General features: G+C 58.4%; 26 protein-coding genes. 5 read left to right on the forward strand and 21 right to left on the reverse strand.

Going from position 1 to position 20,575, the window contains the following annotated elements; all coding sequences use genetic code 11:
- Window positions 1–17: 17 nt before the first annotated feature.
- The 3 genes from nth to EV586_RS14410 form a co-directional block, all read right to left on the reverse strand.
- Entirely contained in the window at window positions 18–692 is a 675-nt protein-coding gene (gene nth / locus EV586_RS14400; protein WP_132945813.1) for an endonuclease III, read from the reverse strand.
- Window positions 689–2,119: a bifunctional metallophosphatase/5'-nucleotidase gene (locus EV586_RS14405; protein WP_132945814.1), complete on the reverse strand. Its 1,431-nt coding sequence runs from the start codon at window positions 2,117–2,119 to the stop codon at window positions 689–691. Before EV586_RS14405 ends, nth begins: the two co-directional genes overlap by 4 nt.
- A 70-nt stretch (window positions 2,120–2,189) precedes the next feature.
- Window positions 2,190–2,369, reverse strand: coding sequence for a hypothetical protein (locus EV586_RS14410; protein ID WP_132945815.1), 180 nt, complete (start codon window positions 2,367–2,369; stop codon window positions 2,190–2,192).
- Window positions 2,370–2,476: 107 nt separating this feature from the next.
- On the opposite strand from EV586_RS14410, the gene EV586_RS14415 reads away from it, so the two are divergent.
- The gene (locus tag EV586_RS14415; RefSeq protein ID WP_132945816.1) at window positions 2,477–2,959 is read left to right on the forward strand and encodes a CBO0543 family protein; all 483 of its coding nucleotides are present in this window, start codon (window positions 2,477–2,479) and stop codon (window positions 2,957–2,959) included.
- A gap of 95 nt (window positions 2,960–3,054) precedes the next feature.
- Here EV586_RS14415 and EV586_RS14420 read toward each other — a convergent pair whose 3' ends face one another.
- From EV586_RS14420 to EV586_RS14435, 4 genes are all read right to left on the reverse strand, one after another.
- Window positions 3,055–3,330: a hypothetical protein gene (locus EV586_RS14420; RefSeq protein WP_132945817.1), complete on the reverse strand. Its 276-nt coding sequence runs from the start codon at window positions 3,328–3,330 to the stop codon at window positions 3,055–3,057.
- Between the two features lie 15 nt (window positions 3,331–3,345).
- Window positions 3,346–4,431, reverse strand: coding sequence for a tetratricopeptide repeat protein (locus EV586_RS14425; protein ID WP_132945818.1), 1,086 nt, complete (start codon window positions 4,429–4,431; stop codon window positions 3,346–3,348).
- A gap of 277 nt (window positions 4,432–4,708) precedes the next feature.
- Window positions 4,709–5,341 carry a YktB family protein gene (locus EV586_RS14430; protein ID WP_132945819.1) on the reverse strand — a complete coding sequence of 211 codons (633 nt, stop codon included), beginning with the start codon at window positions 5,339–5,341 and terminating at the stop codon, window positions 4,709–4,711.
- 14 nt (window positions 5,342–5,355) lie between these two features.
- On the reverse strand, window positions 5,356–6,306 hold the full coding sequence (locus EV586_RS14435) for a D-2-hydroxyacid dehydrogenase (RefSeq protein ID WP_165898610.1): 951 nt from the start codon (window positions 6,304–6,306) through the stop codon (window positions 5,356–5,358).
- Between the two features lie 117 nt (window positions 6,307–6,423).
- Here EV586_RS14435 and EV586_RS14440 point away from each other — a divergent pair, with 117 nt between their 5' ends.
- A complete protein-coding gene (locus tag EV586_RS14440; protein ID WP_132945821.1) occupies window positions 6,424–7,305 on the forward strand; it encodes a complex I NDUFA9 subunit family protein in 882 nt (293 codons plus the stop codon).
- Here the strand turns inward: EV586_RS14440 and EV586_RS14445 are convergent, their stop codons facing one another.
- On the reverse strand, window positions 7,306–7,836 hold the full coding sequence (locus EV586_RS14445; protein WP_132945822.1) for a mismatch-specific DNA-glycosylase: 531 nt from the start codon (window positions 7,834–7,836) through the stop codon (window positions 7,306–7,308).
- Window positions 7,837–7,900: 64 nt separating this feature from the next.
- Between EV586_RS14445 and EV586_RS14450 the strand changes: the two genes are divergently transcribed.
- Entirely contained in the window at window positions 7,901–8,236 is a 336-nt protein-coding gene (locus EV586_RS14450; RefSeq protein ID WP_132945823.1) for a cupin domain-containing protein, read from the forward strand.
- Window positions 8,237–8,355: 119 nt separating this feature from the next.
- Here the strand turns inward: EV586_RS14450 and EV586_RS14455 are convergent, their stop codons facing one another.
- The 7 genes from EV586_RS14455 to EV586_RS14485 form a co-directional block, all read right to left on the reverse strand.
- Window positions 8,356–8,721, reverse strand: coding sequence for a hypothetical protein (locus tag EV586_RS14455; RefSeq protein WP_132945824.1), 366 nt, complete (start codon window positions 8,719–8,721; stop codon window positions 8,356–8,358).
- Window positions 8,722–8,843: 122 nt separating this feature from the next.
- The gene (gene bioB, locus EV586_RS14460; protein WP_481937765.1) at window positions 8,844–9,842 is read right to left on the reverse strand and encodes a biotin synthase BioB; all 999 of its coding nucleotides are present in this window, start codon (window positions 9,840–9,842) and stop codon (window positions 8,844–8,846) included.
- A gap of 10 nt (window positions 9,843–9,852) precedes the next feature.
- Window positions 9,853–10,533 carry a dethiobiotin synthase gene (bioD, locus tag EV586_RS14465; RefSeq protein WP_132945826.1) on the reverse strand — a complete coding sequence of 227 codons (681 nt, stop codon included), beginning with the start codon at window positions 10,531–10,533 and terminating at the stop codon, window positions 9,853–9,855.
- Entirely contained in the window at window positions 10,485–11,705 is a 1,221-nt protein-coding gene (bioF, locus tag EV586_RS14470) for an 8-amino-7-oxononanoate synthase (RefSeq protein WP_132945827.1), read from the reverse strand. Before bioF ends, bioD begins: the two co-directional genes overlap by 49 nt.
- Window positions 11,695–13,110 carry an adenosylmethionine--8-amino-7-oxononanoate transaminase gene (bioA, locus tag EV586_RS14475; RefSeq protein WP_207893913.1) on the reverse strand — a complete coding sequence of 472 codons (1,416 nt, stop codon included), beginning with the start codon at window positions 13,108–13,110 and terminating at the stop codon, window positions 11,695–11,697. Before bioA ends, bioF begins: the two co-directional genes overlap by 11 nt.
- Entirely contained in the window at window positions 13,104–13,901 is a 798-nt protein-coding gene (locus EV586_RS14480) for a 6-carboxyhexanoate--CoA ligase (protein WP_132945829.1), read from the reverse strand. The genes bioA and EV586_RS14480 overlap by 7 nt, the downstream gene beginning before the upstream one ends.
- Before the next feature lie 147 nt (window positions 13,902–14,048).
- A complete protein-coding gene (locus EV586_RS14485; protein WP_243653047.1) occupies window positions 14,049–14,573 on the reverse strand; it encodes an MgtC/SapB family protein in 525 nt (174 codons plus the stop codon).
- 173 nt (window positions 14,574–14,746) lie between these two features.
- On the opposite strand from EV586_RS14485, the gene EV586_RS14490 reads away from it, so the two are divergent.
- Entirely contained in the window at window positions 14,747–14,884 is a 138-nt protein-coding gene (locus EV586_RS14490; RefSeq protein ID WP_087455181.1) for a YvrJ family protein, read from the forward strand.
- Between the two features lie 149 nt (window positions 14,885–15,033).
- Here the strand turns inward: EV586_RS14490 and EV586_RS14495 are convergent, their stop codons facing one another.
- The 4 genes from EV586_RS14495 to EV586_RS14510 all read right to left on the reverse strand — a co-directional run bounded on the left by EV586_RS14495 (window position 15,034) and on the right by EV586_RS14510 (window position 17,501).
- Window positions 15,034–15,285, reverse strand: a complete 252-nt coding sequence (locus EV586_RS14495; protein ID WP_165898611.1) for a helix-turn-helix domain-containing protein — start codon at window positions 15,283–15,285, stop codon at window positions 15,034–15,036.
- A gap of 5 nt (window positions 15,286–15,290) precedes the next feature.
- On the reverse strand, window positions 15,291–15,845 hold the full coding sequence (locus tag EV586_RS14500) for an RNA polymerase sigma factor (protein ID WP_132945831.1): 555 nt from the start codon (window positions 15,843–15,845) through the stop codon (window positions 15,291–15,293).
- Between the two features lie 270 nt (window positions 15,846–16,115).
- The gene (locus tag EV586_RS14505; protein ID WP_165898612.1) at window positions 16,116–16,538 is read right to left on the reverse strand and encodes a ferritin family protein; all 423 of its coding nucleotides are present in this window, start codon (window positions 16,536–16,538) and stop codon (window positions 16,116–16,118) included.
- 153 nt (window positions 16,539–16,691) lie between these two features.
- Window positions 16,692–17,501, reverse strand: coding sequence for a Cof-type HAD-IIB family hydrolase (locus EV586_RS14510; RefSeq protein ID WP_132945833.1), 810 nt, complete (start codon window positions 17,499–17,501; stop codon window positions 16,692–16,694).
- Between the two features lie 182 nt (window positions 17,502–17,683).
- On the opposite strand from EV586_RS14510, the gene EV586_RS14515 reads away from it, so the two are divergent.
- Window positions 17,684–18,298 carry an RsfA family transcriptional regulator gene (locus EV586_RS14515; protein WP_132945834.1) on the forward strand — a complete coding sequence of 205 codons (615 nt, stop codon included), beginning with the start codon at window positions 17,684–17,686 and terminating at the stop codon, window positions 18,296–18,298.
- A gap of 33 nt (window positions 18,299–18,331) precedes the next feature.
- On the opposite strand, the gene EV586_RS14520 is transcribed toward EV586_RS14515, so the two are convergent.
- Window positions 18,332–19,867: an S-layer homology domain-containing protein gene (locus EV586_RS14520; RefSeq protein WP_132945835.1), complete on the reverse strand. Its 1,536-nt coding sequence runs from the start codon at window positions 19,865–19,867 to the stop codon at window positions 18,332–18,334.
- Window positions 19,848–20,573, reverse strand: coding sequence for an ECF transporter S component (locus EV586_RS14525; protein ID WP_132945836.1), 726 nt, complete (start codon window positions 20,571–20,573; stop codon window positions 19,848–19,850). The genes EV586_RS14520 and EV586_RS14525 overlap by 20 nt, the downstream gene beginning before the upstream one ends.
- Between the last annotated feature and the right edge of the window lie 2 nt (window positions 20,574–20,575).

Here is a 20,575-nt window from a genome sequence, read left to right on the forward strand (position 1 = left end):
ATGAAAAAAGACCCTGTCTATTCGACGCGGGTCTTTTTTCTTGCTTTAAACTCCCGGCAAAACGGGGTCAGTGCGCAGGCTTCGCATTTCGGTTTGCGCGCCTCACAGACTCGCCGTCCGTGCCAGATCAGCCAATGGTGGGCGTCTGTCCACTTGGCCTTGGGAATCCGTTTGGTCAGCTGCGTTTCGATCACGACCGGATCATCGCTCTTCGCAAGCCCGATCCGGTTCGAGACGCGTTGCACGTGCGTATCGACCGCCATCGCCGGAATCCCGAACGCGTTCGACAGCACGACATTGGCCGTCTTGCGCCCGACGCCGGGCAGTTCGACCAGGTCTTCCATCTTCGCCGGTACCTGCCCGCCGTGCTTGCTGAGCAGCAGGTGGCAGGTGGCGAGGATGTTTTTCGCCTTGTTTTTGTACAGGCCGATCTCTTTGATCTCCTGCTCCAGCTCCGTCTGAGTGAGTTGCAGGAACGCCTCCGGACCGGGGTATTTCTGAAACAGTCCCGCTGTGATCTGATTGACTTTTTTATCGGTCGCCTGCGCGGAGAGGATCGTCGCGATCAGCAGTTCGAACGGATTGCGAAAATCCAACTCGCAATGCGCCTCCGGATACATCTCATACAGCGTGTCGAGAATCTTCGTCACCGGCACGCGCGGCAAGGTCACCTTCTGCTCCGTCCCGCTCATCGCATTGTCTCCCGGTACTGATAGCGCAGTGCCTCATCCGACTCGCCGGCTCTCTGTAGTTCCTGCCCGAGCAGCTCCCGCAAAAAGGGCAGTTCAAAGCGGGTCGAATGCCCTTGTTTAAACTCCTCGTACACCGGCGAGAAGTACAGATAATCGACGGCGCAGACCTCGTAGATCGCCTCGGGATCGAGCGGCTGTCCGGCGAGCTTTGCGCCGACCTCATACGTATCGTCCTCGTTCACGTTCACCAGCACCGTAAGTCCCGAGACTTGAATCCCGCCGACATAATGCCCGCGGAAGCCGTATCCTTTGCCGACGCGTTCAACATAGGCCGGATCGAGCCCTTTGTGCAGCACCGAGAGGATCTGCGCGCCCGTCAGCTCGATCACCACCGGGATGCTCGGCCCCGGAAAGCAGGTCAGCAGGTCAGCGCGGGTGACCGGCCCTGCGATCAGGCCATGCGAGATCAGCCCGGCGTTGATCATGGCGATCGGCGCGCCCGTCAAACGGCGCATGCCGTCGGTCAGCACGTTCGCCAGGGGAGAATCCCCGGCCAGCGCATGCTCCAGCGGCCGGTCAAGCTCAGCGACGACCTGCGTCAGCTGCTCCGCCGCATGCTCCTGCCAGTGGGCGAGCAGATGCAAGAGATCGGCATCGGGCGGCGTGCTGTCATCGCGCGGCACCGCGCCGCCTTCATAGGAGACGATCTTACCTGCCGCTTCATCCCATTCCACCGCCAGATGCCCGTAATGCGAGCCGTAGCAGCCGGCTTGGCAGATGAGCGTGTTGCCGACCCGCTCCGGTTCCCGCAGCACGTGGTGCGTATGCCCGCCGAAGATGATGTCGATCTCCGGGAGCTCCTCCGCGATCTGGCGGTCGCTGTTCAGCCCCAGATGGGACATCAGCACGATCAGATCGACCTCCTGGCGCTTGATCTCCGGGAGCAGCCGTGCGAACGTCTCTCGGGGATGCTCAGCGTGGACGCCAAACATTTTGTAAAAATCAGAAAAGGCCACCGTCAGCCCCAGCACCGCCACCCGCACACCGCCGCGCTCGATGATCACATACGGCTCAAACTCCGCGATCGGCTCTCTTGTCTCCATGTCGAACAGGTTGGCGACCAGCACCGGCACTTCCGCCATGTTGACCAGGTCGGGCCAACTGCCCTTGGGCAAGGTCAGCCCTTCGTTGTTGCCAAACGTCCACGCATCGTATTCCATCTGCTTGAGCAGCGCGGCGTTGGTGCGCCCAAACGTGCCTTCCGTCTCCATCCGCTTGCGGTCGGCATGATCGCCGATCTCCAAGGTAAACACCGTTTCGCCTGCCGCCAAAGCGGTTTCGCGGCGGCGGCGCAGTTGGGTCGCGACTTGCAGATACTCTTCAAAATGGCTGTGTACATCGTTCGTATGAAAAAAGTGGATTTTCATCGCTCCCACTCCCGTTTCCCCACTGTTTTCCTTATTTTATCATAAAAAAGACCACGCAAACGCGCGGTCTTTAGTCATCCGAACCGTTGTCGTTTTCATCGAACGACAAGCGGCAGACCATCGTCGTATCGCCTTGCTCCCGCTCCTGCCGGGTGGCCGGGCGCTGGAACTCGTCATCCTCCAGACCGGGCGCCACCGTCGGCTCCTGCTTGCGGTGGTAGAGCTGCTCCTGATGCTCGTTCTGCTTCATCAACCATCACCTCCGTCACCTGTAGTATCTCTAAAAAATGTTGTTTTACCAGTTGGCATCAAGGGTAAGATAGAGTCGTCCAATGTTCAAGGAGGTTAGGTTGTGCCGTGCCCTTCATCATCATGTTTCTCGTCTCTTGGACCGCTTTCTTCCTGTTTGCCGACCGCTCCCGCTGGCGCAGCTTGCTTCCAGCTTGCATGCTCGCCAGCTTAATGAGCCTGACGTCCGACGTGCTGGTCACCCATTACCCGATCTGGAGCTATTATGACCTGTCGCATCACAAGATTCCGGTGTGGCTGAAGCTGCTCGACGACTTTGGCATCTATCCGGTGACGACCTACTTGTTTTTGCAAAATTATCCGCTGGCGGCTTCTCGGCTCAAAAGGGTTCGGTATTTCATATATTGGACATCCTTCACGATCACGCTTGAGCTGCTGTTTTGCCTGATGGACTGGATGGTGCATAGTCAAAGCTGGTCGCTCCCGCTGTCGTACGCTGCCGACTGGATGATCTTCTTTGTCCTGCTGCGCTTCTTCCTGCTGGTCAACCGAACGATTAAGATTTTCTCAGGTAAAACCCTTGAACGATAGCGCAAAAAAGAAAAAGTGAAAAATGAAAAACTCCTTGCGTCCAGCAGGAGTTTTTCTGTCCCCCATATCCCATTTTCCTCCGTTAGGAATCTGAATTATCCGACAACTACTGCGATCATTGGCTCCGGCGGCTCGGTCTGTCCGACAACAGGCGCGCCCATCGGCTCCGGCGGTTCATTTTGTTCCAGCAGCGCCGGAGACATCGGTTCCGGCCGCTCGATGGCCTCCGGATTATAAGTAAACTCAGCCTTGACAGCTGAGACTCCATGATTTCCCCCAAGTGTTGCGTCTGTTGCTCCCCCAGCCAAGAGTCCCCCACTCATGAGAAGAAGACTTGCGAATGTGATTCCCATCCAAACTTTGATTTTCATAGGAACTACCTCCTCTTAACCAATTAGTTGGACTGCATTCTGGCTGTACTGCTTTGCAAGTTCTTCGAGACCGACTCTTTCGCAATCGTTGGCGATCTTTTGCAACAGCGAGACGACTTTGTGCTGCGTGTCATCGCTGCCGGCCAGGAACGTGGCACGAGAAGCGCAAACTTCCAGTTCATCGTAACGCCCAAGCGCAAACAGGATTTGCGCCCAAGACTCCAGGCAGACCACCTCTTTGTCCTGCAGACGGTACTGATGGCAGATCGCGATGGCTTGCGTGATGTAGTTCATCGCCGCATACCAGTCATTTTCCGAGATCAGGTATTTTGCGATCGAATGCAGCGTGGTCGCCTGGCCGGAGAAGTCTTGAATGCGCTTCTTCATCTCCAGCGACATCCGCCATGCGGCGATCGCTTCCTCCATGCGTCCCAGATCCCGCATCAGTTCCGCGTAATTGTGCCACGTGCGCGCAAGGTGCAGGTAGTCCTTGTGCTTTTCAAAACCGCCTCTAGCCCGCGTCAAGTACTCATACGCTTCATCGAAACGCTTCTGCTCCTTGTAGCAGATGCCAAGAAGCATTTCCATCAGCGCAACGTCATGCTCTTCGCCGTAATCTGCAAACCATTGCAGAGCGCGGCCGGCATATTCGACAGCCGAGTCGTAACGGCCGAGATATTCATAGACGAGCGCGATGTTTTGCCAGAGAATGGCGAGGTCCCGGCCTTGCGGACGGTTCGAGCTCTGCCCCTGCTGTTCGACCGAGAGCAGGAAGGAAAGCGCCTCGTTGTACATCCCCACTTTAATGTACATGCGGCCCTTCATGCGCAGCGCGGTCAACACCAGATCCTGCTCGGCTTCCCCTTCCGCTTGCGAAACCCAATGAAACCACGAAAGCGCCAGCCAATGTTGGCGTAACTTTTCAAGAAGCTTGCCGATGCGAAGTGCCAAGGAATAGTCAGCGTGAAGCCGTACGATCGATTCCCAAGCGGTCAGTTGATCGCCGATCAGTTCCAAAACTGTATCAGAGTCGTTCTCAACCAACAGCTCCAGCTTGTTAAGTTCTTGCACTAACTCTTGCGCAGTACGGATTGTAATCATGGACTCCAACACTCTCAGCTCCTTCCGACTTCATCTTGTACTCGGCGTTTTGCGTCCTGCTGTCTGTTCGCCTTTTTGTTTGGTCTTGCGTGTTTAGAACTATAATATGTGTTTGTAACTACTTTATCAAGAGATTCCTGACAACTTATTATAATCTGACTAAACTTCCTATTATTCTCGTTTATTCGACAAAAAACTCGAAGCTGAATGATTTGATATTCATTAGAAAGAAAGACGCTTGTATACCGTTACGGTAGACAGGCGTCAAATTCCTCTGTTAATTTGTGGAGAATGCCAATCGATACAGGGGCAGCAATGTTTCAAACGTCGTTTTCGCCTGCTCCATAAATTCTGCGGGGCTCATCTCGACCGCTGCTTGGCGGGGTATTTTGATGCCGATCATCACTTCCCCGTTCTTCTGCTTGGCGAGGCGCTGGGCGATGTTTTTAAAATCGGCCTGCTTCATCTCGCTTTGCACCATGCCGTTCGGATTCATATGATCCGGGTACCACAGGTAATGCGAGGGGATCGTCGCTTTGATGTCTTTGAGATGTTTGATCATCTGCTTGGCAAAGACGCCTTTCATCGGCGACTCGTAGATCAGGCCGAACTGAATGAACGCGTGCGTCTCCCAAGCGCCTATCTGAAAGTGCGGGTACATCTTGTAGCCGCGCTTGTTTTTGCTCCATGCCACCCAGGAGTCGCTCGGCGGGTTGGTTTTGCGGCGGGCATGTTTGGCGACGTGCGCAAACATCTCTTCCCCGGTCAGCTCGCTTAAGATCGGCACAAAGTCATCGCCAAGCTCCGTCAGCTTTACACGCAGGTTGGCGATCAGCGCAGCCATGCGCTCTTCGAGTCCCTCTACATTGAATACGTCAAAATCTGCTTCGGTAAATCCGGTAAAGTTCAAATCGGCTTCGCTCCTCAATACCCTTTTTTCACGTCGATCACGTTTTGCATCATGCCGGGGGCTCCCGCATAGATCGCCAGGTTGTGCAGGAAGATCGCTTGCGCACGCTCCATGTATTTGGGCGAACGCGAGGAGATGTGCGGTGTGAGGACGACGTTGTCCAACTCCCAGAACGGATGATCTTCCGGCAACGGCTCCTGTTGAAACACATCGAGCCCGGCGCCGCGGATTTTCTTTTCCTGCAAGGCGGTCAACAGCGCCGCTTCGTCGACCACGTTGCCGCGGGCGATGTTGATCAGCACGGCGCTTTCTTTCATCAAGCCGATCTCGCGCGCGCCGAGCAAGCCGTTCGTCTCGGCGGTCATCGGCACGATCACCACCACGTAGTCGGAACGGGTCAGCACTTCATCGAGCCCGCTTCGATCAAACAGCTCGTCGAACTCAGGCAGGCTGCGCTTCGCAGTCGCGACGCCAAGCGTCGTCATGCCGAACAGCTTGGCCCGTTCGGCGATCTTGCTGCCGATCGCGCCTGCGCCGATCACGCCCAGCGTCTGGCCATCCAGCTCATCGATGCGGATCGTGCGGTCCCAGTCGTGCGCTCGCTGCTTGTGGAACATCTCGACAAAGCGACGGGAGAACATCAGGATCAGGCCAAGCGTATATTCGCTCATCGGGCCGACATGAATGCCCCGCGCGTTGGTGACCAGAATGTTTTGCTGCTCGATCTGCCCGAACGGCATCAGTTCCAGACCGGCCGACAGCACATGAATCCATTTCAGTTGCGGGCACCCCGCCACGATCTCCGCCGTCAAATCTTCTCCATATGTAATCAGAATCTCTGCCTCAGGCAGTTCCGGCAACGCTTCGGCGATGCTCGGGAACACGCGAACGTCCAGCTCCGAGGCGATCTCTTTCATCTTGGCAACATGCCGGCTGCTGACCGGACAGGTGGTGACGAGTACCATGCTTTCAGCCCCTTCGCTTTTCTCTTTCTCCATTATGGAAAAAGTCGCGCGGGTACGCAAGCATCGGCAGGTGTTGTAAAATAGAGGAAGCTTACTAGAGAAGGGTGAGGTGGCAGCATGAAGGTGTTTCTGACCGGGGCAAGCGGATTTGTCGGCCGGGAGATCGGAAAACGGCTGCTCGAAGCGGGCCATGAGGTGCGGGCGCTGGTGCACAGCAACAGCTCCCTGCCCTCTGGCATGCAGGCGGTGCAAGGGGACATTTTGAACCGGGAGAGTCTGGTCGCCGCTATGCAAGGCTGTGACGCGGTGGTGCATCTGGTGGGTATCATTCGCGAGGCACCGCGAAAGGGCGTGACCTTTCAGCGGATGCATGTGGAAGGAACACAGAACGTGGTCGATGCGGCGATCGAAGCCGGGGCGCAGCGCTTTCTGCAGATGAGCGCGCTCGGGGCGCGGGCAGGCGCAGCCAGCCCGTACCACAAAAGCAAATGGGCGGCAGAAGAATATGTGCGCAATAGCGGTCTGGACTGGACGGTGTTCCGCCCCTCGGTGATCTATGGCCCGGGCGACGGCTTTGTGACGCTGCTCGCAGGCGTTCTGAAACAAGCGCCCGCCTTTCCGATCTTCGGACATGGGCGCTTTCCCCTCTCGCCGGTGGCGCGGCATGATGTGGCGGAAGGATTCGTGCGGGCGCTGGAGCGTCCGGAGACGGCAGGTCAGGCCTATGAGGTCGGAGGACCGGAGCAGATCCCTTATCGCGACGTGATCCAAGGCATCGGCCGCGCGCTCGGCAAACGGCGGGTGCTCACGTTCTCCGTGCCGGTCGCGCTGGTGCGGCCTGTGGTTTCGCTGCTCGAAGGGTTCTCGTTCTTCCCGATCACCTCTTCCATGCTGACCATGCTGCTCGAAGGCAACGCCTGCGACGCCGGCCGCTTCGCCGCCGATTTCGACCTGCAGCTGACCCGCTTTCAAAGCGGGATCGGCTACGTTCGCGACTGATCATTTGCCGGTCGGGACCAGCGTCGCCAGCTCGCGGTAGATCTCGAGAATCTCTTCATATTTCATCCGCACGAGGCCGCTTGATGACGGGGCGACAAAATCGATCACGCCGGTCACAGCCGGCTCTGGCTGCACGCCCCACGGGATGCTGCGGTGGCCGTTGTACTCTTCATAGACGCCTTTGCCGACAAAACAGGCGACGTGCGGCTTGTAGGCTTCGATCAGTTGGCGCAGGCGAACGCGTCCTTCCGCATATTCAGCCCGGGTGATCTCATCGGCGCGGCGGGTCGGACGGGAGACGATGTTCGTAAAGCCATAGCCGATCTCCAGCAGTTCGCGGTCTTCCGTCGGCTTGATCAGCCGCGGGGTCAGGCCGGAATCGTGCAGCAGGCGCCAGAAGCGGTTGCCCCGACCGGCATAATTATGTCCGATCTCACCTGAGGTGAGCGACGGGTTGTATCCGATAAACAAAATGCGCAGCCCCTGCGTAATCGAGTCAGGGATGCCCTGTTGATGCTCATGGTCTGTCATACATGTACCTCCCTCATTTACACATACTAGGTTCATCTGCCAGCCATAAAGGAGGAGCTTTGGGATGAACCGTGCAGAAACTGTGTTCCAAAACCCGGCTTTCGGGGATGAAAGCGTCGGCAAAGTGAACAACTTCACCGGCACCGCTTTGACCACCAACACCTATTATTTCAAACCGGGGCAAATTCTCGATTATCAAAATCGCTTTGTCAGCGACCAAGTGTATGTCGTGCTTTCCGGCGAAGGACAATGCACGCTGGACAACGGGCAACAGGAAACGATCAACATCGCGACCGGCTCAGTCGTATTTGTACCGACCGGCGTACAGTTTAAGATGACCAACTCGGGCAGTGAACAATTGATCTGTACCGAAGTCTGCCATCCGAACCATCAACGCTAAAAAGTGTCTATCTCTAATGTACAATAGAAAACCCGACATTCCTTTCTGGAAGTCGGGTTTTCCTTTTTTTTTTGTAATTCCCATTTAATCGCTGGGATTTGAATCGCCTAATAGTTGGCCTATGCAATCGTCAAATACTTCGCGAGCAGGTTGGGCAGTTCCAGGGTCAGCTTGGAGTTGGCAACCACTTCGTCACACCCTGCCTCTTCCGCCGCCCGGCGCGCATCGACGTTTACGTGGGGGCCATAGGCGAGGACCGGAACACCTGTCGCCTTTGCTTTGGCCACCGACTCCTGCCAGCCGTCGGTGACGGCAGTCAGATCGAGAATCAAAAGCGATGGGTGAATGTCAAGCTTCTCAACGATTTCCTCTTTCGAATTGACCAGAATCACATGACCGCCAAGCTGGCTCGCCACCTCACCGATCCGAACGGAAAACATCAGATTGTTGACCCAAGCCAATATCGTCTTTACAGCTGCTTCCATGTACACTCTCCTTTCTCCCCAACATAATAGGAACGTTCTCTTAAGGTACGTATTATATAGCCTATCGAATTTTGACGTTCCCCGCAAGTGCCACAGGCATTCTTTTTATTCTTTAGACGAATTTACAGCGCGCATTCTTCGATTTCAAAGCCGAGATCTTCGATCATCTTCCAGTCGGAAGTCGGCTCCTGTCCTTGCGTGGTCAGGTAGTCGCCGACGAAGATCGAGTTGGCCGCGTAGAGGCCCAGCGCCTGCAGCGAGCGCAGGTTGATCTCGCGCCCGCCGGACAGCCGAATCTCTTTGGCCGGGTTGACGAAGCGGAACATGGCGACCGCCTTCAGGCAATGGCGCGGGTTGAGGTGCTGCACCCCTTCCAGCGGCGTGCCGTCGATCGCGTTCAGGAAGTTGACCGGGATCGAGTCGGCGTCAAGGGCGCGCAGGGAGTAAGCGATCGCGACCAGTTCCTGATGCGACTCGCCCATGCCGATGATCGCGCCGGAGCAGGGAGACATGCCGGACGCTTTGGCATTTTGCACGGTGTCCACTCGATCCTCATACGTGTGGGTCGAGCAGATCTTGTCATAATTCTCTTTGGACGTGTTCAGGTTGTGGTTGTAACGGTGCACGCCGGACGCAGCCAGTTTTTGCGCATGCTGCTCCGTCAGAAATCCGAGGCAGGCGCAGATTTTCAAGGAGGTGTTCTCGCGGATCTCCTTGACCGCTTCCACCACGCCGTCGAGCTCGGCGTCGGTCGGACGGCGGCCGGACATGACGATGCAGTAGGTGCCCGCTTTGCGGTTGATCGCTTCCTGTGCGCCGGCGAGGATCGAGTCTTTGTTCAGCAAGGTGTATTTTTCAACGGGCGCATCGGACACGATCGACTGCGAGCAGTAGCCGCAGTCTTCCGGGCACAGGCCTGATTTCGCGTTGATAATCATGTTCAGCTTCACTTTGTTGCCGTAGTAGTGCTTGCGAATCTGATACGCCGCGTGCAAGATGTCGAGCAGGTCGGCGTCGGGCGCTTCGAGGATCGCCAACGCTTCTTCTCGGGACAGCTCGTAACCTTGCAGGATTTTGTCGGCCAGTTCGCGGTAGTTGACGGTAAGCTGTGTGCTCATCAGAGAGTACCTCCTAAAGGGTGATGGAATCGGCAAGAAAGTCGGTCGCCGCCCGGACGGTTTCCAGGCTCGGCGTGTCGCCAAGCCAGGGAATGCTGCCGAGCACAGGGACGCCTGCGTATTCTTCGATGTAGGCAGGGTTGTGCGCTTCGGCGATGTCATGGCCGCGCCGCCCTGCCCCGGAGAGGATGACGCCGCAGATGTTCAGGCCATAGCTTTCTGCGTACCGCACGGTCAGCACGGTGTGGTTGACAGTTCCAAGCCCGGCGCGGGCGACGATCAACAGCGGCAGCCCGAGGTCGGCTGCCAGCTCGGCGACCGTCGTGTCGGCGGTGAGCGGAACGGCCAGACCGCCAGCCCCTTCGCAGAGCAGATGCCGGTGCAGCTGTGCCGCCTCCCGATGATGGGCGAGCAGATCGCGCCGGGTCAGCTGTGCTCCGGCCCGCTCGGCGGCGAGGCGCGGGGCCAGCGGTTCAAAAAAAGCGTGCAGGCAGATCCGATCGACCGGGTCGGGCAGCTCGCCGAGCGCTTGCAGCCTTTTGGCGTCGCCCGTCGGGTCGTGCAGAAGCTCGCCGGACTGCAGCGGCTTCCAGCAGCCGACATCCAGCCCGCGCCGCCGCAGCGCATAGGCGAGCCCGCCGGTGATCAGAGTTTTTCCGACCCCGGTGTCGGTCGAGGTGATAAAGACTGACATGACAGCAACTCCTTCCTTTCTTCTGCGCGCGCCTGGTGAAACGCCGACAGGATCGCCGCGCAGTCCGCTTCGGTGTGGCGGGCAGTCAAAGTCAGCCGGATGCGCGACGTTCCGGCCGGCACGGTCGGCGGGCGGATCGCCGGTGCGAAAATGCCCGCCGCCTCCAGCCGCCGGGCGAACCGTACCGCCGCTTCCGCTTCCCCGATCACCACACCAAGGATCGGCGTTTCCCCCGGCAGAACGCGAAAGCCCGCTTGGCGGAGTGCGCTGCGCAGACGATCGGCAAGCTGCCGGACGTGCTGTCGGCGCTCCGGCTCCTGCCGCACCAGCTGCAGCGCCTGAAGAGCTGCCCCGATCACTGCAGGACTTTGCGCCGTCGAGAAGATGAACGGACGCGCCCGGTTCAGCAAAAAGTCAATCAGGCTGCGGCTGCCAGCCAGATAACCCCCTTCCGCACCCAGCGCTTTCGACAGAGTGCCCATCTGCACGGCGACCCGCCCGCGCAGGCCGAAATGGTCGACCGTGCCAGCGCCATTTGCGCCGAGCACCCCGGTGGCGTGTGCGTCGTCGACCAGCACCTCCGCGCCATACGCTTCCGCCAAATCGCAGATGCCAGGCAGTGGCGCGATGTCACCCTCCATCGAAAACACGCCGTCGGTGGCGATCAACACGCGGCGGTGCTTGTTTCGCGCCACGGCCAATTTTCGTTCCAGATCGTCGAGGTCGCCGTGCTCATAGATCTGCACCTCGGCGCGGGACAGGCGCGCACCGTCGATCAGCGAGGCATGGTTGAGGCGGTCGCTGAGAATCAGATCGCCCGCGCCGGTCAGTGCTGACAGCGCGGCGAGGTTGGCCATGTAGCCTGTGTTGAACAACAGCGCTGCTTCCGTGCCTTTGAACGCGGCGAGCTCCGCTTCCAGCCGCTCGTGCAGCGCGGTGTTGCCGGTCGTCAGCCGCGAGCCGGAGCTCCCGGTGCCGTACTCCCGCACCGCGTCGATCGCCGCCTGCGCCAGACGAGGGTCGTCGGCGAGCCCGAGATAATTGTTCGAGGCGCACATGAGCAGCGTCCGCCCCTCGACGGTCACCGTGCGCGAAGCAGCCGAGTCCATCCGGCGCAGGCGGCGCTGCAGGCCTTGTGCCTGCAGTTGCTCCAACTCCTGCTTAAAGTCCATGCGGCAGCAGCTCCGCGCGCACTTTGACTCCCGCTTCCGTCACCTCGAGGATCGCTTGCAGCAAAATGTCGATCATCTCGTCAAGTTCCTCGAGCGTCGATGCGAGCGGCGGCATAAACACGACGACATTGCCGAGCGGACGGAGGATCATGCCCAGTTCGCAGGCGCGGCGGGAGACGACCAGGCCGATTTTGTCCGACCAGTCGTATTCGGCTTTCGTCGCTTTGTCTTTGACCAGCTCGATGCCGGCCATCAACCCGCGCTGGCGGATGTCGCCAACATGCATACGCTCGCGCAGCGGCGCGAGACGGGCGGCGAGATGTTCGGACTTGCGGGCGACATCCTCCACCAAGCCGCGCTCGCGGAACAGCTCGAGGTTGGCCAGCGCCACCGCACAGCCGAGCTGGTTGCCGGTGTAGGAATGGCCGTGGAAAAACGTTTTCTTCTCCTCGTAGCCGCCGAGAAACGCGTCGTAGATCTCATCGGTGGCCAGCGTCGCCGCAACGGGCAGATAGCCGCCGGTCAGCCCTTTGGCGACACACATCAGGTCGGGCGTGACCCCGTCATGCTCACAGGCGAACATCTTGCCGGTGCGGCCGAATCCGGTCGCCACTTCGTCGCAGATCATCAGCACCTCATACGCGGTGCACAGCTCGCGCAGCCGCTTGAGAAATCCCTCCGGCATGGTGATGATCCCGCTTGCCCCCTGCACGACCGGCTCGATGAGAAAGGCGGCGATCTCCGGCCCTTTTTCCTGCAGCAGCCGTTCTACCTGATCGAGGCAGGCGAAGGCGCAGTGCGGCAGCTCTTGACCGAGCGGACAGCGGTAACAGTAGGGATAGTCGACGCGGTACGAGGGGAAGAGCAGGCTGGCGTACGCTTTGTGGTAGATGTCGATCGCCCCGACCGACACCGCGCCGATCGTATCCCCGTGGTAGGCGTTGTTCATCGTGAGGAACGAGCGCTTTTCCGGCTTGCCTTTGTGCTGCCAATATTGAAACGCCATCTTGATCGCGATCTCGACCGACGTGGCGCCGGAGTCGGAGTAAAACACTTTCGCCAAGCCCGGCGGCGCGATCCCCACCAACTGCTCCGCCAGTTCGATCGCCGGCACGTTGGCCATACCGAGCAAGGTGGAGTGAGCGATCTTGCCAAGCTGTTCGGTGATCGCCGCATTTAGTTCCGGCACGTTGTGCCCGTGGACGTTGAGCCAGACTGACGATACGCCGTCATAGTACTCGCGCCCGGTCACGTCGCGCAGCTTAACGCCTTGCGCCGACTCGATGATCAAAGGCTGGTCTTCGTTGTAGCCCTGCATTTGCGTAAACGGGTTCCAGAGATACTTTTTGCTCTTCTCGCTGAGCGCTTGATAACTGCCTGTCTGTTGGTGGCCGTTCACTACCACACGCCCCTTTCTGCTGTCGCGTCTTCAATCAGCACCGGCACTGCCAGCACCGCTTCGTAATCCTGAACATTCCGAACACCGCGAACGAAAAAGACCCGTCCGCCGAGCGGGCTGCCCGGCTCTTTGAGCTGTGCAATCCGCACGTAGCCGATGGTTGCGGCTGCCACATAGCCGCCGACATAGCCGGGATCGTCCGACCAGCAGAGCTCGGCGACGGTGCCAGCCTGCGCTGCGACTTTGGTCGCCAGCGCCAGCGCTTCGGCGACCCGCACCTGATCGAGGCCAAGCGGCTCCACGCGCCGCTTCCAGCGGGCCAGCGCATCAGGCGCCCAGTCGTGCTGGGCCACGCGCACGCCACGCCCCGGATCACGCTCCAGGCGCGCGCCCGTGTCGGCGTCCATCACGACAGCACCGCGCATCACGCCGCCGTCCGGCGCCGGGCCTTGCACGAGCAGCGCAACGCCTTTTTGCGCGGCAGACAGCGCCACTCCGGCCTGCACGAGCAGTTCGACCGCTGCGGCGTGACCTTCCGCAACGCTGTGCGCTACCCGCTGCGAAATCGGGAGCGCCTCCAACTGCCCGATGTCTGCCCGGGCGACTTTTTCCACCGTCAGATTGACAAAATCGGGCTGGCCCAGCTCATGCGTCATCGCCCGCCGGAGCAGCGTTTGCACCGCCGCCTCCAGTTCCTCCTTGCAGACCAGCCGTTCGCCGCCGGAGATATGCCGTCCGCCCGCTTCGTGCGCGCCGCCGTCTGCCGCCCGCATCCGCACGCTGTAGTAGTCGTCCATCGGAATCTCCTCCTCGATTGTCAACTTATATGTATTGGTAAGTTAACATTACGAAAGAAATTGTACCACCCTCTACCAGATGCGGCAAGAACCTCCCCCATGACAAAAAAAAGACAACTTCGCAGAACTGCGAACTTGTCTTGTCTTTTAGTAGTCTTCCTCTTCTTCTTTCTCCGGGTTCGACTTCGAGTGCGTCGTTTTTTCAAACAGGCGCGGGAACAGGTGATGCGCATCAAGAATCACAAACGCCAGCACCGCCGACAGCAGACCGCTCATGTACATGCCCGCCCCGATCATCAGCCCGATCGCGGCTGCGACCCACAGGCCGGCTGCGGTGGTCAACCCGCGGACAAAGCCACGGCCGTCCTTGATGATCGTGCCGGCCCCGAGGAAGCCGACGCCTGCGACGACCTGCGCTGCGACCCGGCCCGGATCATAGGTGGCACCGGTGGTCGGGAAGCCGTATTCGGAAGCCAGTGCAAACATACACGACCCCAGACAGACCAGCGAATAGGTGCGGAACCCCGCGCCGGTGTGGAACTTCCCGGTCTTTAAGTTCTTTTCGCGCTCCAGCCCCATGATCGCTCCGGCGATGAAAGCGATCAAGAGGCGAATCGCGACCACATCAATATTGGCAAATTCAGCGACAAGATCATTCCATATCCCAGACAATTGCGAAACCCCTCTTCACATGCTATTTCAAACGAATGATAGTGAGTATGATGTTCCATCATACCACAAAATTTGTCCTGACGGTTGTACTAATCGTCAGAAAACTCCATCTAATAGGTAATCTCCGGGAGATCAAAGGTATGAACATCCAACACAACAAGGAGGTTTTCCACATGGATTGGGTACAACTGGTCAGCAACTACGGGTTCCCCATCGTCGTCAGCCTCTTTCTCCTCACCAAGACTCAACAGAAGTTGGAAGAAGTCTCTACCTTGCTCGCCCGCATTGACGAAGCGCTCGACAATCGCTAAGGTTTGCCCCGCCATCGTGTTCAACTCCCCGAGAGAATGAAAAAGGTCGCCATCCTTCCTCCCCCAAGGATCAGCGGCCTCCTTTTTTTTGCGAGTTTTTGTACACAAAAAAATCGACATACCCCCACTGTATGCCGATCGAATCTCCCCTATGAATTTGTTTTCTGAAGTTCTTTCTCGACGAGGTCCATAAATCCATACGGCAGCTCCTCTCGGTACGAGCGTACGAGCGTGATCAGGCGCAGCGTCAGTTCCTGCTCCAGGTCTTTGGCATCAGATGCCGGCGCTTGGCGGACGTACTTTTGAATCAAGGGCCGAAACTTCTGAATCACCTCGGCCAAGGCATCCCCATCGCCCGCTTTGGCCCGCTGGATGAGGGAGCGCAGCGTTTCTTGCGCCATGCGGCTCACCTCGCTTCCAAAAGGCGTTTGATCTCGGCAAGCGCCTTCCGTTTGCATTTGTTGACCGCCTGCTGCGAGATCTCCAGCACCTCCGCCGCTTCCTGCTCGGTCAGGCATTCGACGAACAGCAACTGCAGGATCAGCTGCTGTCGCGGCGACAGCGACTGCAACGCCCGATGCAGCCCTTCATGCGGCGTGATGTCTTCCAGCGCATCGGTGCGCGCGATCACCTTGTCCTCCACCGACTCGGCCGGGTCCTCGATCAGATCGAGCGCCTCCAGGCCTGTCCCTTCCTCATCGCCGACCGTCCGGTTCAGCCAGAGCGGTTCAATCTGCTGCTTGGTGCGCGTTTTGCGCAGCAGATGCTGTGCTTCATAGTGAATGTGCTTGCGGATAAATCCCAGGAAACGTATCTCGAAGTAGTGGTCCGCAAACCGCCGTTCCAACTCTTCGCGTGCACCCGCACCGTACAGGCGCTGGTTCTCCGGCTCTTCCAAAAAGCACTTCAGCAACGGATTGCTGGCCAAAGACTCGACGGGCAACTGTGCATGCTGAGCCATCCGAACTACCTCCTTTTTCTTCCATAAGCAACTACTAAGTAAATGTTAGATGACAGTTACAAAAACAACCACCACCCTAACATTGCGGGATTTTTCCAAATTGCAAAACTATTATCGAAATGCAAGTTGGAAATCCATTTAATTCTTCTTATTCACTAATGTATTCGCTTATACTATTTATTTTTCCTGCTGGAGGAAAATTTTTCTAACCCTAGTTCGATAGCTCTAGTGAAAGAACCCCTTCCGCTTCCGGAAGAGGTTCTTTCGCATTTACAACTCCGCCCGCAGATACGCAAACCGGGTCGCATGCTCATACTCGTCGGTGAACAGCTGGAACAGCACATCGCGCACCCATTGCAGTTGAGTCATCAGGTACATGTCGCGGTAAAGCTCCACCGCTTCCAGTTCGTCTTCAAAAGCGCCGCGCAGCGCCGTCTGAAAGTCGGGGATCTCCGGACGCGGAGGATAGGCCACTTGCGGCTGTCGGCCGGTCAAGGTGTGGTAGAGATGGCTGAGCAGACGCTCGTGCTTCACCTCATCGTTGTAGGCATGGCGGATCTGCCGTTTTTGAAAGGGGGTCACGGCGCGGACTTCGAGGTCGCGGTACAAGAGCTGCGCCTCGCGCTCGTTGTAGATCGCCTTTAGCACCAGCTGCAAAAAGCGCTTCCGATCGGCAAACGGAGCCACTGACATCTCTTGCGGGTTCCTCACGAAATGGGCATATTCAACAGGCCAATACATGCCGTGATACATGAGCAGAGACCTCCTCCTTACAGATCTTTCTCTGCCCAAGATATTCGCCTGCCTACAGGCTGGTCACCCGCCCGATAAAAAATAGGCTCCTCCTCAGAGAAGCCGTTCCAGCATCATGGCGATGCCGTCGTTGTCGTTCGTGTCGCAGATGACGTCAGCCATCGCTTTCAATTCCGGGTTAGCGTTGCCCATCGCTACACCGGTGCCCGCGTATTGGATCATCTCGAAGTCGTTGTCCTCATCGCCAAAGGCGATCACCTGCTCCCGTGCCACACCGAGGCTCTCGGCGATCAGCGAGAGGCCGGTCGCCTTGTTCACGCCCGCTTTCATCACTTCGATCACGTTCCACGGCGTGCCCCAATAGCGGTGCTCGACGACGTGGGCGTGATGTTCGCGCAGGTGTTTGCGCAGCTCGGGGATGCCCGCTTCCTGCGCCTGGATCAGCAGCGAGGTCGGATGATCCTGCAAAAGGTCGTGGATCACGCCGATGCCCAGCGGTTCGCGTCCGTCGGCGAGAATCTTCAGGAACTGATGGTCATGCTGCTGGAGGTAATAATCGTCTTTGACCTCCGCCATCACATTGTGGATGCCATAGCGTTCGCAGATGTCGATCACGCAAAGCGCCGTCTCGCGGTCCAGCGGAAAATGATGGTGGCCCCACGCTTCATCGGTGACGTGGTGCACCAGCGCGCCGTTGAAGTTGACCATCGGAGTGACGAGACCGAGTTCATGGTAGTAGTTAAGACTTGCCCGCGGTGGGCGTCCCGTTGCGATCACCACGTGGTGGCCGAGTTGTTTCGCCTCTGCCAGCATCCGTTTGGTGCGCGGCGAGATCACCTTTTGCTTCGTCAGAAGCGTCCCGTCCAGGTCGAGGGCAATCAGTTTTCGTGCAGCTTCGTTCATCGGTACCCCTCCTCTAGTCCTAAGTATAGAAAAACTTTTTCTCGTTTTCCACTAAGAAAAGTGACAGAATGCGCAGAGTCTTTCATATGAATGGAGTAGTCACCTAAATTTCGTGGATGAAAGTGTATCAATCTCCCAACTGCGGGACATACAGATAATATACGAGTTTGGAGGCGATATTGATGGAAACTGTAGAACGTTGGACCACACGTTCTGACGCATGGACACCCGAGGACGATCTTAAACTCGCCGAGATCGTTCTGCGTCATATACGAGAAGGCAGTACCCAGTTGAACGCATTCGTAGAGTCGGCCAATCTGCTGGGCCGCACGCCGGCCGCTTGCGGCTACCGTTGGAACGGCGTCGTGCGCAAAACGTACGAAGACAAGATCAAAGAAGCGAAACTGGCCAAGAAAGAAAGGCTTTCCATCCGCCAGCAAGCCAAACAGCGCCGCGCCTACGGGCCCGACCTCGAAGATCCCTCGATCGACGGCATCATCCGCGCGCTGAAAAATCATGAGCGCGAATTTTTTAATCTGCAAGAGAAAGCGCGCAAGCTCGAAGAGCGCGTCGAAGAGCTGAAGGAGCAAGTCGATACCCTGACCGAAGAAAACAGCCTGCTGCGCGGCGGCGAAACAACGCTGTCCCGCCCGGCGAACGAACTGCTCGGCGAAGATTCGAAAGCGCTGCTCGAGATCATGGACCGGGCAAAAAAGATTCTCGAACTGGAACAGCAAGGCTACAAACCGCGCTTTAAAATGGACGATCAAGGCAATCTTGAACGGGTGAGCGAGTAATCGCCCCGTCATCCACGAAGAAAAGGGAGGGTCCTAGTTGGACGCTCCCTTTTTATATTCCGCGTCATAGTAACGCATGAACGCATAGCCCACTTCGGCGCGGGACGCATTCTTTTTCGGATCGAATGCCGGGTACCACAACCCCTGCTCCTTGGCGATCTGGATGTGCCCGTCATACCAGTTCTTTTGGTTCGGGCGGGCCAGCGCCTCGCTCTCCAACCCCAGCATCCGCACGAGGATCGCCATCACCTGCGCCCCGGTCACATTCCCGGCCGGATCGAAGGTGGTGTCGGACGTGCCGAAGATGAATTTGTTTTTGTACGCGACCGCAATGTACGGGTTCGACCAGCGGTCGCTTTTCACATCGCGGAATCTCGTGATCTTCGGGCCGACCTGATCCTGCAGGTGCTGGCCGTTGACCAGGATCGTCGAGAACTGCTCGCGGGAGACGTTGTCGTTCGGGCCGTACGTGCCGTTCGTGTGGCCGACGACCACGCCGAGGTTGACCAGCGCGATGTTCTCCTCATAATACGGATGCGAGAACGGCAGATCGGCAAACAGCGGCTTCCACGCGCCCGATTTGCCGGCGTTTTGGTCGTGCAGTTGCTCGTAGACCGACTCCCCCTTGAGGTAGTCGGACAGCGCCAGCGCGACGTTTTGCGTGGCGAGAATGTTGGAAGCGGTGCCTTTTGCGTAGGCAAAGGCGCCGTCGGCGTTGCGGAAGGCCAGCATGCTGGAGATGACATCGCCGGAGCCTTTTTTCCATGAGGTCGGATCGATGTCGTGCATCAGCAAGGCTTCGGTGACGATCGAGGAGCTGTCCGGGTTCTCCACGCCTTCGTTTTTGAAGCCGCCGAAGTCGCTTTGGATTTGTTTGAGGTAGCCCAGCGCTTTTTGGACGCTGGCGTGGCTTTGCTCCAAGCCCAGCGCTTTCATGGCGATCAGCGCCATCGCTGTCACGTCCGCATCGGAGCGCGGGTTGCCGTTCGACCAGTTGAAGCCACCGTCCGCATGCTGCTTGGACAACAGGTAGTCGGCCGCTTTTTGTTTGTTCGGGATCTCCACGCCCGCTGCGTACAGCGAAATAATGCCATACAGGTGCGGGTTGAGCAGGTCGTCGCCAAAGCCGTAGATCGTGTCGGCGAACTTGCCGTTGTCCTGCTGCGCAGACACCACCGCCTGCACGAGGTCCCGGCGGCCATAGGCGCGCGGGTTCTTCCCGGCGGCGAGCGCGCCGAGCAAGGTGCTTTCGAAGTCGGTGGTCGCGTCGGTGATGTTCAGGTTCTTCTTGAGGTCTGCTTCGCGCCACGTCACGCCGTTTTGTCCGGCCGCAGTGGTCCATCTGGCGCCGGTCGGCGACTCGCCGGCCGCATAGATCGTCAGCGCCGGCCAGTCCATGACGTAGCGGAAATTGTTCTGCGCGAGCTTGCCGCGCAGGTAGTTGAGGGCGCCGTCGCGGACGCCGGTCAGCTCCGCGGTGGTCGCCGCTTGGGCTGTGCTGACCGGAGCGGCGAACAGAGCCACGGCGAGCGCACCGGCAAGCCATTTGCTAGTGTTGGATGTTTTCATCAGTCTGCACCTCCAGCGAGATCGTCGTAAGTTTTTTCCGAAACCGGTAGAGGATCGGGAGAAACGAGCGGGTCAGCAGCAGCGCGAACAGCACGTTGGCCGCCGCGTGCGACACGTCAAACCAAAACGAAGCGGCGTTTGCTGCGACAAAGGTCGTAAAGTTGAGCGGGAAAAAAGTGGTCAGCCAGACCCAGGCGTTCATGATCCAGCCGAACAGGAAGCCCCAGACAGCGCCGAAGACGGCGAGTTCCAGCGGATGCACCTTCTCGCCCCGCCATCTGCCGTACAGCCCCGCCGTGGCCCCGACCAGCCCCCAGGCCATCATCTGCCACGGCGTCCACGGCCCTTGCCCGAAAAACATGTTCGAAACGAGCGCGACCGTCGCACCGACCATGAACCCGGCCCGCGGGCCAAACACAAAACCGGCGAGCAGGATCAAATAGGTCGTCGGCTTGAAATTGGGAAACGGAGCGAAGATGATTCGCCCGACGACCGCCAGCGCCGCCAGCGAGGCGATCAAGGCCATCTCTTTGGAGGAGACTTTCGCCCGCTCGAAGCGCAAGTAGAACAAGCCAAGGCCGAGGAAGAGCAGGACGAATGAGGTCACCGCCCAATTGAGGTCTTCCGTCGGCCAGAGCGCATAGGCCAAAAATGCAAGTCCGGCGGCGACGAGGATCAGGAGCCAGGATATGCCGTTACGCTTCATGA

This window comes from Tumebacillus sp. BK434 (assembly GCF_004340785.1).
Taxonomy (GTDB): Bacteria; Bacillota; Bacilli; order Tumebacillales; family Tumebacillaceae; genus Tumebacillus_A.

Bases quoted from the DNA above. Each gene is read 5' to 3' on its own strand.
- nth (WP_132945813.1), bottom strand. From the start codon at position 692: ATGAGCGGGACGGAGCAGAAGGTGACCTTGCCGCGCGTGCCGGTGACG.
- EV586_RS14405 (WP_132945814.1), bottom strand. From the start codon at position 2,119: ATGAAAATCCACTTTTTTCATACGAACGATGTACACAGCCATTTTGAA.
- EV586_RS14410 (WP_132945815.1), bottom strand. From the start codon at position 2,369: ATGAAGCAGAACGAGCATCAGGAGCAGCTCTACCACCGCAAGCAGGAG.
- EV586_RS14420 (WP_132945817.1), bottom strand. From the start codon at position 3,330: ATGAAAATCAAAGTTTGGATGGGAATCACATTCGCAAGTCTTCTTCTC.
- EV586_RS14425 (WP_132945818.1), bottom strand. From the start codon at position 4,431: ATGATTACAATCCGTACTGCGCAAGAGTTAGTGCAAGAACTTAACAAG.
- EV586_RS14435 (WP_165898610.1), bottom strand. From the start codon at position 6,306: ATGGTACTCGTCACCACCTGTCCGGTCAGCAGCCGGCATGTTGCCAAG.
- EV586_RS14440 (WP_132945821.1), top strand. From the start codon at position 6,424: ATGAAGGTGTTTCTGACCGGGGCAAGCGGATTTGTCGGCCGGGAGATC.
- EV586_RS14445 (WP_132945822.1), bottom strand. From the start codon at position 7,836: ATGACAGACCATGAGCATCAACAGGGCATCCCTGACTCGATTACGCAG.
- EV586_RS14450 (WP_132945823.1), top strand. From the start codon at position 7,901: ATGAACCGTGCAGAAACTGTGTTCCAAAACCCGGCTTTCGGGGATGAA.
- EV586_RS14455 (WP_132945824.1), bottom strand. From the start codon at position 8,721: ATGGAAGCAGCTGTAAAGACGATATTGGCTTGGGTCAACAATCTGATG.
- bioD (WP_132945826.1), bottom strand. From the start codon at position 10,533: ATGTCAGTCTTTATCACCTCGACCGACACCGGGGTCGGAAAAACTCTG.
- bioF (WP_132945827.1), bottom strand. From the start codon at position 11,705: ATGGACTTTAAGCAGGAGTTGGAGCAACTGCAGGCACAAGGCCTGCAG.
- EV586_RS14480 (WP_132945829.1), bottom strand. From the start codon at position 13,901: ATGGACGACTACTACAGCGTGCGGATGCGGGCGGCAGACGGCGGCGCG.
- EV586_RS14490 (WP_087455181.1), top strand. From the start codon at position 14,747: ATGGATTGGGTACAACTGGTCAGCAACTACGGGTTCCCCATCGTCGTC.
- EV586_RS14495 (WP_165898611.1), bottom strand. From the start codon at position 15,285: ATGGCGCAAGAAACGCTGCGCTCCCTCATCCAGCGGGCCAAAGCGGGC.
- EV586_RS14500 (WP_132945831.1), bottom strand. From the start codon at position 15,845: ATGGCTCAGCATGCACAGTTGCCCGTCGAGTCTTTGGCCAGCAATCCG.
- EV586_RS14505 (WP_165898612.1), bottom strand. From the start codon at position 16,538: ATGTCAGTGGCTCCGTTTGCCGATCGGAAGCGCTTTTTGCAGCTGGTG.
- EV586_RS14510 (WP_132945833.1), bottom strand. From the start codon at position 17,501: ATGAACGAAGCTGCACGAAAACTGATTGCCCTCGACCTGGACGGGACG.
- EV586_RS14515 (WP_132945834.1), top strand. From the start codon at position 17,684: ATGGAAACTGTAGAACGTTGGACCACACGTTCTGACGCATGGACACCC.
- EV586_RS14520 (WP_132945835.1), bottom strand. From the start codon at position 19,867: ATGAAAACATCCAACACTAGCAAATGGCTTGCCGGTGCGCTCGCCGTG.
- EV586_RS14525 (WP_132945836.1), bottom strand. From the start codon at position 20,573: ATGAAGCGTAACGGCATATCCTGGCTCCTGATCCTCGTCGCCGCCGGA.